The sequence below is a fragment of the Microbacterium sp. 2216-1 genome (assembly GCF_046507855.1).
In the GTDB taxonomy this organism is placed as follows: domain Bacteria; phylum Actinomycetota; class Actinomycetes; order Actinomycetales; family Microbacteriaceae; genus Microbacterium; species Microbacterium esteraromaticum_C.
In genome coordinates, this window is sequence record NZ_JBKFTM010000001.1 from 355,394 (window position 1) to 370,136 (window position 14,743).

The window sequence follows — 14,743 nt, forward strand, 5'->3', positions numbered from 1 at the left end:
CCCGATGCACAAGCGCATTCTTCCGGTCATTGCTCTCGGAGCAGTGGCCACCCTCGGCCTCGCGGCATGCACCGGCGGCAGCGGTTCCGCCGACGGCGCCACCGACGGCGAGGGTCAGGAGCTCACCGTCTGGATCATGAAGGGCACCAACCCCGACGCATCCGCATTCTACGACGCCGTCTCGGACGCCTTCGAAGAGAAGACCGGCGCCACGGTCACCATCGAGGAAGTGCAGTGGGCCGACGCTCACGACCGCTTCGTGACCTCGATCGCCGGTGGCACCACCCCCGACATCGCCGAGACCGGCACCACCTGGACCGCCGAGTTCGCCGACGCCGGCGCGCTGCTGCCGATCGACGAGTACGTCGACGCCGAGTCGGGCCTGCGTGATGACCTGGTCGAGGGCCTGGCCGTGGCCGGCACCTACGGCGAAGAGCTCTACGGCATGCCCTGGTACGCCGGTGTGCGCGCCCTCATGTACCGGACCGACGTGTTCGAAGAGCTGGGCCTCGAGGTCCCCACCACGTGGGACGAGATCGTCACCGCGGGTGAGGCCATCAAGGCCGCCAAGCCCGAGATGATGGCCTTCCCGGTTCCCGGTGACGCCGAGTTCCAGGTCTACCCCTGGGTCTGGGGCGCGGGCGGCGAGATCGCCACGCTCGAGGGCGACACCTGGACCAGCGAGCTCGACAGCGCCGAGTCGCGCGCCGGCCTGCAGTTCTACACCGACCTGGCCACCAAGCACGGCTTCTCGTCGGCCGGTGCCACCACGTGGCGCGAGACCGACCTCAGCGACGCCTTCTCGCAGGGCAACGTCGCGATGATGCTGAACGGCTCGTGGACCCCGAACGCACTCGTCGAGGCCAACCCCGAGCTCGAGGGCAAGATCGGCGCGGCGACCATCCCGGCGCAGGACGGCGGCGTCGCCCCGTCGGTTCTGGGTGGCTCGCACCTCTCGGTGTTCAACACCACCAAGAACGCCGACCTGGCTTGGGAGTTCGTCAAGCTGATGACCACGGGCGAGTTCGCCGAGCAGTGGGCTGCCGAGACCGGCTACTTCCCCGGCGTCGCCTCGGCGATGGAAGAGGCACTCGCCTCGACCGACCCGCTGATCGCCCCGTTCGCACAGCAGATGGTCGAGGGTGGCGCATCCGTGCCGGTGACCCCGAACTTCGGTGCCGTCCAGGCCAAGAAGACCACCAACGCAATGCTGCAGTCCATCCTCAGCGGCCAGAAGGACGTCGAGACGGCGACCAAGGAAGCCGCCGTTGAGATGACCGACCTGCTCAACAAGTAAGGCACGACACCCCCATGTCAATGGTGCAAGCACCACCGCTGGCCACGGAAGCGGAGAACTCTCCCGCTCCCGTGGCCGGCGGCCGCAACCGCAAGGGCCTGTCCCTGGTCGCGGCACGTCCCTGGCTTCTGCTGGCCCCCGGGCTGATCATCCTCGCGGTGCTCATGCTCTGGCCGCTCGTCCAGGTGTTCATCTACTCGCTGCAGGACTACGGCCTGCGCCAGATCAACACCGGCGAGAACAACTGGATCGGACTCGGCAACTACGTCGAGGCACTCAGCGATCCAACGCTGTGGACTGTGGTGCTGCCCAACACGGTCGGCTTCGCGGCCGTGGCGGTGTTCGTCACGGTCGCGGTCGGCACGCTCGTCGCGCTGCTTCTTGCGCGCCTGAGCACGCTGTGGCGGACCATCGTGTCCAGCTGCATCATGATCGCCTGGGCGATGCCGGCCGTCACCGGCACGTACGTCTGGACGTTCATCTTCGATGCCGACCGCGGCATCTTCAACGCGGTCCTCAAGGACCTCGGCCTGATCGACCAGTCGGTGAACTGGTTCACCAACCAGTGGTCGTTCTACGCGATCGTCCTGCTGAACGTCGTCCACCACGGCTTCCCGTTCGTGGCCATCACGGTGCTCGCCGGTCTGCTGGGCGTCTCGAAAGAGATGCTCGAGGCAGCCGCGATCGATGGCGCCAACGCCTGGACGCGCTTCTGGCGCATCACCTTCCCGACCCTGCGCCCCGTGTTCGCCGTGGTCATCATCCTGTCGACGATCTGGGACTTCAAGGTCTTCGCGCAGGTGTACCTGATGCCGGGTGGTAGCGGCGGCAACCGCGCCGTGCTCAACCTCGGTGTCTGGTCGTACGTCGAGTCGTTCGGGCAGAACCGGTACGGCTTCGGAGCCGCACTGGCCGTGCTGCTCACCCTGGTGCTGATCGGCATCACGATCGTCTATATCCGCTTCCTCATGAAGGAGGACGAGCTGTGAACCCCCGCCCTCGTCTCAGCTCGCGCATCGGCGTCGGAGTCGCGGTCGTCGCCGTCCTCGTCTTCACGCTCTTCCCGGTGTACTGGATGGTCTCCAGCGCGCTCGACGCCAAGGCCTCCAGTGGTGGCCAGTCGCTCGTGCCGCAGGAGTTCACGTTCGACAACTTCGCCTACGTGCTCACCGACGGCGGTTTCGGCACCTACCTACGTAACTCGGCGATCGTGGCGCTGGTCACCGTGCTGGTCAGCGCGCTCGTGTGCCTGCTCGCGGCCGTCGCGGTCGCCCGCTTCCGGTTCAAGTTCCGCACCATGATCCTGATGATGATCCTCATCGTGCAGATGGTGCCGCTCGAAGCGCTCGTGATCCCGCTGTTCCTGCAGGTCAAGAGCCTGGGCCTGCTCAACAGCATCCTCGGCCTGATGGTCGTCTACGTCGCCCTCTCGCTCGCATTCGGCATCTGGATGCTGCGCGGCTTCGTCGCCGCCGTTCCGGTCGAGCTCGAAGAAGCCGCCTATATCGACGGCGCCAGCTGGTGGCGCATGTTCCGCTCGGTGCTGCTGCCGCTGGTCATGCCGGGTCTGGTCGCTACGAGCATCTTCAGCTTCATCACCGCCTGGAACGAGTTCATCTTCGCGATGACGATCCTCGGCGGAGCGACTGACCAGTACACCGTCTCGATCGGTCTGAAGTCGTTCTTCGGATTGCACTCCAACGAGTGGGGCTACATCATGGCCGCCTCGACGATCATCACCGTGCCGGTCATGATCTTCTTCATCATCGTTCAGCGCCGGCTTTCGGCCGGCATGGTTGCAGGGGCGGTCAAGGGATGAACATCGACGAACTCGAGCGCCTCGCGAACGGTGTGCTGTGGCCGGGCTTCCTCGGCACGACCGCTCCGGACTGGCTGCAGCACGAGCTGGGCCGTGGCCTCGCCGGCGTGGTGTACTTCGGGCAGAACCTCGGCCCCGGCCTGTCGGATCTCAGCACCGAGATCCTCACCGCCAACCCGGACGCCCTGATCGGCGTCGATGAGGAGGGCGGCAGCGTCACCCGCCTCGAGGCGGTCGACGGATCGACCCTGCCCAGCGCCTACCAGCTGGGCCGTCTGGATGACGTCGCCGCCACGAAGGCGAACGGCGTTGAGATCGCGCGCCGCGTTCAGGCCGTGGGTGGCAACGTCGCGCTGGCGCCCGTCGCCGACGTCAACACCGACCCGCGCAACCCCGTGATCGGGGCGCGCTCTTTCGGCTCGGATGAGGCCGTCGTCGCGCGTCACACCGTGGCCGCGCTCGAGGGCATCCAGGGCACGGGTGTCGCCGCGTGTGTCAAGCACTTCCCTGGGCACGGTGACACCCACCTCGACTCGCACCATGATCTTCCGGTGATCACTCTCGACGTCGACGAGTTCGACCGGGTGCATGTCGAGCCGTTCCGCGCCGCGGTCGCGGCCGGAGTGGATGCCGTCATGACCGCTCACATCGTCATTCCGGCGTGGGGCGAGCAGCCCGCGACGCTGAACGCGCACGTGCTGGGTATGCTGCGCGAGGCCGGTTTCGAGGGCGTCATCATCACGGATGCCCTCGACATGGCCGCCATTCGCGAGACGGTCGGCCTGGGTGGGGGAGCAGCCCGCGCCCTCGCCGCCGGCGCCGACCTGCTCTGCATCGGCAACCCGACCAACCCCGGCGACGCCGCGTTCCCCGATCAGGACGAGCGTGACTTCCACGCCGCCCGCAACGGCATCATCGCGGCCCTGCGCGACGGTTCGCTCTCTCGGGAGCGGGTTGAAGAAGCAGCAGCCCGTGTGGCTGCGCTGGCGACCAAGCTCCGTGGCGAGTCCCCGAACGAAGGCGCCGAGCCACTCGACCTCGACCCGATCGTGCGTCGTGCGATCTCGGTCACGGGCGCCCTGCCGGCAGCATCCGACCTGTACGTGCTCGACGCACGTCGACGCTCGACCCTCGCGGTCGACAGCGCCGCATCGTATGTCTCGCGGACGCTGGCCGGCGATGGCGCGTGCGTGCGACTGGATGTCACCACGGCCTCGGCCGACGAGCAGGACGCCGCTGTGGATGCTGCGCACGTGGCATCCGCTCTGCCGGTCATCCTGGTGGATTCGCCCGACACCAGCGCTGCGCAGCGCGAGCTGGTCGAGCGTGCCGCCGTACGTGCACCGGGTGCCGTCGTCGTTAACGTGGGCCTGGCAGCGCGGGAGCCGCTGCCGTTGCCGACGGTCGAGGTCGGAGCAGCCAGCCGGATCAGCGCGCGCCTCACACGGGAGATGCTGCTCGGGCGCACGGGGTGAAGCCGTGAACCTCCGTGGACGATGACGTTCTTGAGCAGGTTCGGCGCTCGATACCCGGACTGAGCGCAGCTGAGAAGAAGGTTGCCGAGCGGTTGCTCGTCGACCCGTCGGTTGTGATCGATCTCGCGATCAACGACCTGGCGAAGCTGTGCTCGACCTCGATCTCCACCGTCGCACGCTTCGCGCAGTCACTCGGCTTCAGCGGATACCGGGAACTGCGGGTCGCGGTGGCGCGCTCGCTCACGCTGCAGCAGGCGCAGCAGGTGCGATTCGGTCTGGAGACCACCGCGATCTCGTGCGACGACAGCACCGCACAGGTCGCCGCGAAGCTGGCTGCGCGTGAGATCGACGCGATCGAGACGGCCGCGCGGACGCTCGACGTCGCGGCGCTCGATCGGGTCGCCGAGGCGGTCGCGGATGCCAGGTGCGTCGACGTCTTCGGCCAGGGTGGATCGTCTCTGGTGGCTCAGGACCTGCAGTTCAAGCTCGCGCGGATCGGGTGCGTGGCGTCGCACTCGGCAGATCCGCACATGGCGCTGACGATGGCGGCTCTGCGCGGCCCGCGAGACGTCGCGATCGGCGTCTCGCACACGGGCGAGACGATCGAGACCATTCGCGTGCTCGAGGCTGCGCGCGCGGCAGGCGCACTGACGGTGGCGATCACGAGCGCCGCCGGTGCTCCGGTCGCGACGGTCGCCGACGTCGTGCTGATCACGCACGCACGCGACTCGTCGTTCCGTGGCGCGGCGATGTCGAGTCGGATCGCGTTGCTCGCACTCGTCGATGTGCTGTTCGTCCGCGTCGCGCAGCGCCGCGGATAGTCGTCGCGACCGGGAGCGCGACGGCTGCGACGGGGTCCGGCTCAAGCCGATACCGGATCGCAACCTTCGGAGGTTTGGAATCCCCGCGTCGGCTGGGTACCTTCGGAGCATCACGTGTGAGGGTGCGATGCTGCACCCGGACCGCGCAATGAAGCGTTCACAAGAGAGGTTCATCATGACCCACAGCCCCCTGCGCCGACGAGGGCTCGCCCTCGCAGCCGGAGCCGGTGTCGCGGCCCTGCTGCTGACCGGATGCGTCGCCAGCGAGCGCGACGACAGCGCCGATGACGGTGGCGGATCCGACGTTGACACGACGTTCGTCTTTGCGGCGTCGTCCGACCCGGCCAGCCTTGACCCCTCCCTCGCCCAGGACGGCGAGACCTTCCGCGTCTCGCGTCAGATCTTCGAGGGTCTGGTGGGCACCGAGCCGGGCACCGCTGACCCGGCTCCGCTGCTCGCCGAGGAATGGGACTCATCCGAGGACGGCATGTCGCACACCTTCACGCTGAAGCAGGACGTGACCTTCCACGACGGCACGCCGTTCAACGCCGAGGCCGTGTGCTTCAACTTCGACCGCTGGTACAACTGGACCGGCGTGCTGGCCTCCGAGGCTGTGGGCTACTACTACAACAAGCTCTTCAAGGGCTACGCGTCCAACCCCGACGATGCCGTGTACAAGTCGTGCACGACGGACGGCGACGACAAGGTCACGATCGAGCTGAACAAGCCGTTCGCCGGCTTCGTAGCATCCCTCTCGCTCCCCGCCTTCGCCATGCAGAGTCCCTCGGCGCTCGAGGAGTTCTCGGCCGACGAGGTCGGCGGCACCGCCGAGGCGCCCGTGCTCTCGGAGTACGCGCAGGGCCACCCGGTCGGTACCGGTCCCTTCCAGTTCGACTCGTGGGCCCCGGGTGAGAACGTCACCCTGACCGCCTACAGCGACTACTGGGGCGAGCAGGGCCAGATCGAAGAGGTCATCTTCCGCGTGATCGGCGACCCGACGGCGCGCCGCCAGGCGCTCGAGGCCGGCGATATCGACGGCTACGACCTGGTCGGCCCGGCCGACACGCAGGCGCTCGAAGACAAGGGCTTCACCATGGTGTCGCGCCCGCCGTTCACGGTGCTCTACCTCGCCTTCAACCAGGCCGTTCCCGAGCTGCAGGACCTCGAGGTGCGTCAGGCGCTGTCGTACGCCATCGACAAGGACGCGCTGATCAAGCAGGTGCTGCCCGAGGGTACCGAGAAGGCGACGCAGTTCGTGCCGCCGGTCGTCAACGGCTACAACGAGGGCGTCACCACGTACGACTACGACCCCGACATGGCCAAGTCGTTGCTCGAGGATGCCGGTTACACGGCCGACAACCCGCTGTCGCTGACCTTCAACTACCCGGTCAACGTCTCGCGCCCCTACATGCCGGACCCCGAGCAGATCTTCACCGTGCTGGCCCGCCAGCTCGAAGAGGTCGGCGTGCAGATCACGCCCGAGACCGACGCATGGAACCCGGACTACCTCGAGAAGATCACCGCGACGCCCGACCACGGCATCCACCTGCTCGGCTGGACCGGTGACTACAACGACACCGACAACTTCGTCGGCGTCTTCTTCGGCCAGCAGAGCTCCGAGTGGGGCTTCGACAACCCCGAGCTGTTCACAGCCCTGTCCGAGGCCCGCGGTGTGTCGAGCATCGACGAGCAGACGCCGTTGTACGAGGCGATCAACGAGCAGGTCGCGCAGTTCATCCCCGGCGTGCCGATCGCGCACCCGGCTCCGACCCTGGCATTCGACGAGCGGGTGGAGAGCTACCCGGCGAGCCCGGTGAACGACGAGGTCTTCACCGACATCGTGCTCACCAAGTAAGCCGTCCACGCGGCGATCACGCGTCCTGACGCCCCACGAGGGCGCCAGGACGCGTGATCCCGCCATACCCGGAGACCACCTTGCTGCGAACCATCGGCAAGCGGCTTCTGCTGCTCATCCCCACCCTTTTCGGCCTCAGCATTCTGCTGTTCGCCTGGGTCCGTGCTCTTCCCGGAGGGCCGGCCGTCGCCCTCCTCGGTGAGAAGGCGACACCCGAGGCGATCGAGCAGGTCAACGAGCTCTACGGCTTCAATCGTCCGCTGTACGAGCAGTACTTCATCTGGGTCAGTCGCCTGCTGCAGGGCGACTTCGGCTCATCCATCGTCACGGGGCGTCCCGTGACCGAGGAGTTCTTCCGCCGGTTCCCGGCGACCATCGAGCTCAGTGTGCTCGCGCTGATCTTCGCGATCGGCATCGGCGTTCCTCTGGGCTACTGGGCGGCGCGCCGCCACGGCAAATGGACGGATCACACCGCGGTCGTGTTCAGCCTGATCGGCATCACGATCCCGGTGTTCTTCCTGGCGTTCATCCTGAAGTACATCTTCGCGGTGCAGCTGGGATGGCTTCCCTCGGACGGCCGCCAGAGCGCGCGAATAGATGCCACACACGTCACCGGCTTCTACGTCTGGGACGGCATCATCACCGGCGAGTTCGACGCGTCATGGGATGCCATCCAGCATCTGATCCTGCCGGCGTTGGCTCTCGGCACGATCCCGCTGGCGATCATCGTGCGCATCACGAGAGCCAGCGTGCTCGAAGTGCAGAACGCCGACTACGTGCGCACCGGCAAGGCCAAGGGCGTCTCGACGCCCACGCTGCGCAACCGCTTCATCCTGCGCAACGCGATGCTGCCGGTGATCACCACGATCGGCCTGCAGACCGGGCTGCTGATCTCGGGGGCGGTGCTCACCGAGACGGTGTTCGCCTTCCCCGGCATCGGCTCGTTCCTGGCGCGATCGATCTTCGCGCGAGACTTCCCGGTGCTGCAGGGGTTCATCATCTTCATCGCCATCGCGTACGCGCTGATCAACCTCGCCGTTGACGTGTCGTACAGCCTGATCGATCCGAGAGTGAGGGTTCAGTGATGAGCGCAGTGCTTCCCCCCGCACAGGGTCCGGGCGCGGGCCCGCAGAGCGGCGGATCGCCCGAGACGGTCACCGTCGCCCAGGCCGAGCTGCACAAGAGCGGCAGCTTCTGGAGCGACGTGCTGCGTCGGCTGCGACACAATGTCACGGCGTGGATCGGCGGGGCGATCGTCGTGCTGTTCATCGCAGTTGCGGTGCTGGCTCCGCTGATCGCGCCGTACCCCGAGACGGCGCTGCCCGGCGCCGAGTACATCACCCCGACGCACATCCCCGGGCCCGGCGAGCTGCCGCAGTTCCCGCTCGGCCTCGACCGCTTCGGCGGCGATGTGCTGTCGAAACTCATCTGGGGTGCGCAGGCGTCGTTGATGGTCGGTGTGGTCTCGACCGCGCTGGGTCTACTCGGCGGCATGCTGCTGGGACTCATCGCCGGCACCTTCGGCGGCTGGGTCGACACCGTCATCATGCGCATCGTCGACATCATCCTGTCGGTGCCCAACCTGCTGCTGGCCGTGTCGATCGCCGCGATCCTGGGGCAGACGCCCCAGGCGGTGATGATCGCCATCGGAGCGTCGCAGGTGCCCATCTTCGCGCGTCTGCTGCGGGCCTCCATGCTGCAGCAGCGCACCAGCGAGTACGTGCTGTCGGCGCAGACCCTCGGTCTCGGACGCGGCCGCATCACGATGTCGCACGTGCTGCCCAACGCGATCGGTCCGGTCATCGTGCAGGCGACCCTGACGCTGGCGACGGCGGTGATCGACGCCGCCGCGCTGTCGTTCCTGGGTCTCGGCGGTGGCGGTCCCGACACGGCGGAGTGGGGGCGGATGCTGACCTACGCGCAGAGCGAGTTGGCGATCGCGCCATGGCTGGCGTTCCTGCCCGGTATCTGCATCGCCGTGACCGCGCTGGGCTTCACCCTGTTCGGTGAGGCGCTGCGCGAGGCGATGGACCCGAGGACGAGAGCGCGATGACCGAGAAGGAGAAGCAGATGAGCGCGCAGCCGCTGCTGCAGGTGTCGGGCCTGGCCGTGGACTTCACGACCATGGACGGCGTCGTGCACGCCGTCGAGGGCGTAGACCTGGAGATCGCGCCCGGTGAGACGGTTGCGATCGTCGGCGAGTCGGGCTCGGGCAAGTCGACCACGGCGATGGCCGTGATCGGTCTGCTCGCGTCGGGTGGACGGGTGGCCGACGGCAGCATCCGTCTCGACGGACGCGAACTGGTCGGGGCATCCGAATCCGAGATGCAGAAGATCCGCGGACGTGACATCGGCATGGTTCCGCAGGACCCGATGTCGAATCTGAACCCCGTGGCGAAGATCGGCACGCAGGTCGCCGAGACGTTGCTCGCGCACGGCCTCGCCACGCGCTCAGACGTCAAGCAGAAGGTCGTCGAGGCGCTGTCGGCGGCCGGCCTGCCCGATCCCGAGCGGCGGGCCAAGCAGTACCCGCACGAGCTGTCGGGCGGCCTGCGCCAGCGCGCGCTGATCGCGATCGGACTCGCGTGCCGGCCGCGGCTGCTCATCGCCGATGAGCCGACCAGCGCGCTCGACGTCACGGTGCAGCAGACGATCCTCGATCAGCTCGGCGAGATGACGCGTGAGCTGGGCACCGCGGTGCTGCTGATCACGCACGACCTGGGGCTGGCCGCCGAGCGGGCGCAGCGCGTCGTGGTGATGCACCGCGGACGTGTGGTCGAGCAGGGCAACGCCCGCCAGATCCTCGAGAACCCGCAACACGCGTACACGCAGAGCCTGGTCAGTGCGGCGCCGTCGATCGCGGCGGCGCGCCTGCAACCAGAGGTCTTCGAAGGCGCGCAGGTCGCCGAGAGCGCAGAAGCGGATGCCGGTGCGGCGACGCCCGAGGGGAGCGAAGCCGCGAATATCGTCGAGATCGAGGGGCTGCGCAAGGTGTACCCGGTGCGCGGCCGTGCCGACGACTTCATCGCGGTCGACGATGTCTCGCTCGCGATCCCGCGCGGAAAGACCGTGGCGATCGTGGGGGAGTCCGGCTCGGGCAAGACCACGACGGCGCGGATGCTGCTGAAGCTGATCGAGCCGACGGCGGGCACGATCCGTTTCGAGGGGCGCGACATTCAGAGCTTCGACAAGGCGCAGGACCGTGAGTTCCGGCAGCGCGTGCAGCCGATCTTCCAGGACCCGTACTCGAGCCTGAATCCGATGTTCACCATCGGGCGACTGATCGGTGAGCCGTTGGAGTTCTACAAGCGCGGCAATCGTGCCGAGCGCCGCGCCAGGGTGCTCAAGCTGCTCGATGACGTCGCGCTGCCGGGATCCATGATGCAGCGCTACCCGTCCGAGCTCTCCGGTGGGCAGCGCCAGCGCGTTGCGATCGCGAGAGCGCTGGCGCTCTCGCCCGACCTGATCGTGTGCGACGAGCCCGTCTCGGCGCTGGACGTGCTGGTGCAGGACCAGATCCTCACGCTGCTGGGCGACCTGCAGAAGGAGTACGGCCTGAGCTACCTGTTCATCTCGCACGACCTGGCCGTTGTGCGTCTGATCAGCGACTACGTGTGCGTCATGAAGGACGGCGCACTGGTCGAGGCGGCCACCAGCGAAGAGATCTTCACCAACCCGCGTGACCCCTATACGCGCACGCTGCTGGCATCCATCCCCGGCAACGAGCTGGGTATCGCGTCGTGACCACGGGGCGGGCGCGATGCGCCCGCCCCGTGCCAATACCGCAGGTTGCGGAATTGGTCAAGGATTACGCTTGCCATGTCGCACAATCGGGCTTATAGTAAAGAGTTGCGCTCGCTTCTCCGTGCCCTCATATGGTGGTCGGCATCCCGTTGAGTTTTCGAGCGCACTCACCGACGTCCAGGAATCGACCAGCCCCTTGCCCGGGCTGACGGAGGTTACTCCCTTGGCTGCTGCTCCCAACGCATCCACATCCACCACCAACAAGAACGGCCGCGGAGTCTCCCGCCTCTCGTTCGCCAAGATCTCCGACACGCTGACGGTCCCCGACCTGCTGGCGCTGCAGACCGAATCGTTCGGCTGGCTCGTCGGCAACGACGACTGGAAGGCCCGCGTGGCCGAGGCCAAGAAGGCCGGCCGCACCGACGTCGCCGAGATCTCGGGTCTGGGTGAGATCTTCGAAGAGATCTCGCCGATCGAGGACCTCGGCGAGACGATGCAGCTGTCGTTCACGAACCCGTACCTCGAGCCCGAGAAGTACTCGATCGACGAGTGCAAGGAGCGCGGCAAGACCTACGCCGCGCCGCTGTACGTCGAGGCCGAGTTCATGAACCACCAGACCGGTGAGATCAAGACTCAGACGGTCTTCATGGGCGACTTCCCGCTGCAGACCGACAAGGGAACGTTCATCATCAACGGCTCCGAGCGCGTCGTCGTCTCGCAGCTGGTGCGTTCGCCCGGTGTCTACTTCGACAAGACTCCCGACAAGACCAGTGACAAGGACATCGTCACCGCTCGCGTCATCCCCAGTCGTGGTGCCTGGCTCGAGTTCGAGATCGACAAGCGCGACCAGGTCGGTGTGCGCATCGACCGCAAGCGCAAGCAGTCCGTCACCGTCTTCCTGAAGGCGCTTGGCCTGACCAGCGAAGAGATCCTCACCGAGTTCGCCGGCTACCCCTCGATCGAGGAGACGCTCGCGAAGGACACCATCCTCACGCAGGAAGACGCCCTCCGCGACATCTACCGCAAGCTGCGCCCGGGCGAGCAGGTCGCCGCCGAGGCCGCGCGTTCGCTGCTGGACAACTTCTACTTCAACCCGAAGCGCTACGACCTGGCCAAGGTGGGTCGTTACAAGATCAACCACAAGCTGGGCCTCGCCAACCCGCTCACCGACTCGGTGCTCACGCGCGACGACATCGTCGCGACGATCAAGTACCTGGTGCGCGTGCACAGCGGCGACGAGACCTTCGAGGGCATCCGCGGCGGCAAGAAGACCGAGATCCGCATCGCCACCGATGACATCGACAACTTCGGCAACCGTCGCATCCGCGCCGTCGGTGAGCTGATCCAGAACCAGGTCCGCACCGGTCTGTCGCGCATGGAGCGCGTCGTCCGCGAGCGTATGACCACGCAGGACATCGAGGCGATCACGCCGCAGACCCTGATCAACGTGCGTCCCGTCGTGGCAGCGATCAAGGAGTTCTTCGGAACGTCGCAGCTGTCGCAGTTCATGGACCAGAACAACCCGCTGGCCGGCCTCACCAACAAGCGCCGTCTGTCGGCGCTCGGCCCCGGTGGTCTCTCGCGTGACCGCGCCGGTGTCGAGGTCCGTGACGTCCACCCGTCGCACTACGGCCGCATGTGCCCGATCGAGACGCCGGAAGGCCCGAACATCGGTCTGATCGGTGCGCTCGCGACGTTCGCGCGCATCAACTCGTTCGGCTTCATCGAGACCCCGTACCGCAAGGTCGAGAACGGTGTCGTCACCGACCAGATCGACTACCTCACGGCAGCCGAAGAGGTCGACTTCAACATCGCGCAGGCCAACGCGCCGCTGGACGCGGAGCGTCGCTTCCGCGAGAGCCACGTGCTGGCCCGCCCCCGCGGCGGTAGCGGTGAGGTCGACCTGTTCCTGCCCGAAGAGATCGGCTACATGGACGTCTCGCCGCGCCAGATGGTGTCGGTGGCGACCTCGCTCGTTCCGTTCCTCGAGCACGACGACGCGCAGCGCGCACTCATGGGTGCCAACATGCAGCGCCAGGCCGTGCCGCTGCTGCGCTCGGACTCGCCGCTGGTCGGTACCGGTATGGAGGGCTACACGGCCATCGACGCCGGTGACGTGGTCACCGCCGCCAAGGCCGGTGTCGTCAGCGAGGTCTCGGCCGACAAGGTCGTGGTCATGCTCGACGAGGGCGGCACGCAGGAGTACTACCTGCGCAAGTTCGCGCGCTCGAACCAGGGCACGTCGTACAACCAGCGCGTGATCGTCAACGCCGGTGAGCGCGTCGAGGCCGGCGAGGTCATCGCCGACGGTCCCGCCACCGAGAACGGCGAGCTGGCGCTCGGAAAGAACCTGCTCGTGGCGTTCATGCCGTGGGAAGGTCACAACTTCGAGGACGCCATCATCCTCAGCCAGGAGCTGGTGAAGGACGACACCCTCTCGTCGATCCACATCGAGGAGTACGAGGTCGACGCCCGCGACACCAAGCTGGGTAAGGAGGAGATCACCCGTGACCTCCCCAACGTCAGCCCCGAGCTGCTGAAGGACCTCGACGAGCGCGGCATCATCCGCATCGGTGCCGAGGTGCGCCCCGGCGACATCCTGGTCGGAAAGGTCACGCCGAAGGGCGAGACCGAGCTCTCGGCCGAGGAGCGCCTGCTGCGCGCCATCTTCAACGAGAAGAGCCGTGAGGTTCGCGACACCTCGCTGAAGGTCCCGCACGGTGAGCAGGGCACGATCATCGCCGTCAAGGAGTTCAACGCCGAAGAGGGCGACGACGAGCTGGGCTCGGGCGTCAACCGCCGCGTTGTGGTCTACATCGCCCAGAAGCGCAAGATCACCGAGGGTGACAAGCTCGCCGGCCGCCACGGCAACAAGGGTGTCATCGCCAAGATCCTGCCCGTCGAGGACATGCCGTTCCTCGCGGACGGCACGTCGGTCGACGTCGTGCTGAACCCGCTGGGTATCCCGGGTCGAATGAACTTCGGTCAGGTGCTGGAGACCCACCTCGGGTGGATCGCCAAGCAGGGCTGGAAGATCGAGGGCAACCCGGAGTGGGCAGCGGCGCTGCCCGAGGAGGCCTACGACGTCGCCCCGAACACCAAGGTGGCCACGCCGGTGTTCGACGGCGCCACCGAGTACGAGATCTCGGGTCTGCTCGACTCGACGCGCGAGACGCGCGACGGTGAGCGCCTGATCGACCGCTCGGGCAAGACGCGTCTGTTCGACGGCCGCTCCGGCGAGCCGTTCCCGGACCCCATCTCGGTCGGCTACATGTACATCCTGAAGCTGCACCACCTCGTCGACGACAAGATCCACGCGCGTTCGACGGGTCCGTACTCGATGATCACCCAGCAGCCGCTCGGTGGTAAGGCGCAGTTCGGTGGACAGCGCTTCGGTGAGATGGAGGTGTGGGCCCTCGAGGCCTACGGCGCCGCGTACGCACTGCAGGAGCTGCTGACGATCAAGTCCGACGACATCCTTGGCCGCGTCAAGGTGTACGAGGCCATCGTCAAGGGCGAGAACATCCAGGAGCCCGGCATCCCTGAGTCCTTCAAGGTGCTCATGAAGGAGATGCAGTCGCTCTGCCTGAACGTTGAGGTGCTCTCGGCCGATGGCACCGCCGTCAACCTGCGGGACACCGACGACGAGGCCTTCCGTGCAGCGGAAGAGCTCGGCATCAACATCTCCAGCCGGTTCGAAGCCGCATCGATCGACGAGATCTGATCGCAGGC

10 protein-coding genes are annotated in these 14,743 nt (G+C 66.9%); all 10 read left to right on the plus strand.

Features of this window, described 5'->3' with window-relative positions; translation table 11 throughout:
- The first annotated feature begins 4 nt into the window (after positions 1 to 4).
- A complete protein-coding gene (locus ACLD0U_RS01640; RefSeq protein WP_274368385.1) occupies positions 5 to 1,297 on the plus strand; it encodes a sugar ABC transporter substrate-binding protein in 1,293 nt (430 codons plus the stop codon).
- A 14-nt stretch (positions 1,298 to 1,311) separates the two neighbouring features.
- Entirely contained in the window at positions 1,312 to 2,286 is a 975-nt protein-coding gene (locus ACLD0U_RS01645) for a carbohydrate ABC transporter permease (RefSeq protein WP_179409037.1), read from the plus strand.
- The gene (locus tag ACLD0U_RS01650) at positions 2,283 to 3,116 is read left to right on the plus strand and encodes a carbohydrate ABC transporter permease (protein ID WP_206550461.1); all 834 of its coding nucleotides are present in this window, start codon (positions 2,283 to 2,285) and stop codon (positions 3,114 to 3,116) included. Before ACLD0U_RS01645 ends, ACLD0U_RS01650 begins: the two co-directional genes overlap by 4 nt.
- On the plus strand, positions 3,113 to 4,591 hold the full coding sequence (locus ACLD0U_RS01655; protein WP_410339636.1) for a glycoside hydrolase family 3 N-terminal domain-containing protein: 1,479 nt from the start codon (positions 3,113 to 3,115) through the stop codon (positions 4,589 to 4,591). Before ACLD0U_RS01650 ends, ACLD0U_RS01655 begins: the two co-directional genes overlap by 4 nt.
- Before the next feature lie 14 nt (positions 4,592 to 4,605).
- Complete coding sequence (locus ACLD0U_RS01660) at positions 4,606 to 5,412, plus strand: MurR/RpiR family transcriptional regulator (protein ID WP_410339637.1); 807 nt, start codon at positions 4,606 to 4,608, stop codon at positions 5,410 to 5,412.
- A gap of 175 nt (positions 5,413 to 5,587) precedes the next feature.
- Positions 5,588 to 7,267, plus strand: a complete 1,680-nt coding sequence (locus ACLD0U_RS01665; RefSeq protein ID WP_410339638.1) for an ABC transporter substrate-binding protein — start codon at positions 5,588 to 5,590, stop codon at positions 7,265 to 7,267.
- A gap of 80 nt (positions 7,268 to 7,347) precedes the next feature.
- The gene (locus tag ACLD0U_RS01670; protein WP_274368391.1) at positions 7,348 to 8,352 is read left to right on the plus strand and encodes an ABC transporter permease; all 1,005 of its coding nucleotides are present in this window, start codon (positions 7,348 to 7,350) and stop codon (positions 8,350 to 8,352) included.
- The gene (locus ACLD0U_RS01675; protein ID WP_224817289.1) at positions 8,352 to 9,320 is read left to right on the plus strand and encodes an ABC transporter permease; all 969 of its coding nucleotides are present in this window, start codon (positions 8,352 to 8,354) and stop codon (positions 9,318 to 9,320) included. The genes ACLD0U_RS01670 and ACLD0U_RS01675 overlap by 1 nt, the downstream gene beginning before the upstream one ends.
- Positions 9,317 to 11,011 (plus strand): ABC transporter ATP-binding protein, encoded by a 1,695-nt coding sequence (locus tag ACLD0U_RS01680; RefSeq protein WP_410339639.1) that lies wholly within the window; start codon positions 9,317 to 9,319, stop codon positions 11,009 to 11,011. Before ACLD0U_RS01675 ends, ACLD0U_RS01680 begins: the two co-directional genes overlap by 4 nt.
- A 223-nt stretch (positions 11,012 to 11,234) precedes the next feature.
- On the plus strand, positions 11,235 to 14,735 hold the full coding sequence (locus tag ACLD0U_RS01685; RefSeq protein ID WP_206820977.1) for a DNA-directed RNA polymerase subunit beta: 3,501 nt from the start codon (positions 11,235 to 11,237) through the stop codon (positions 14,733 to 14,735).
- Positions 14,736 to 14,743 lie beyond the last annotated feature (8 nt).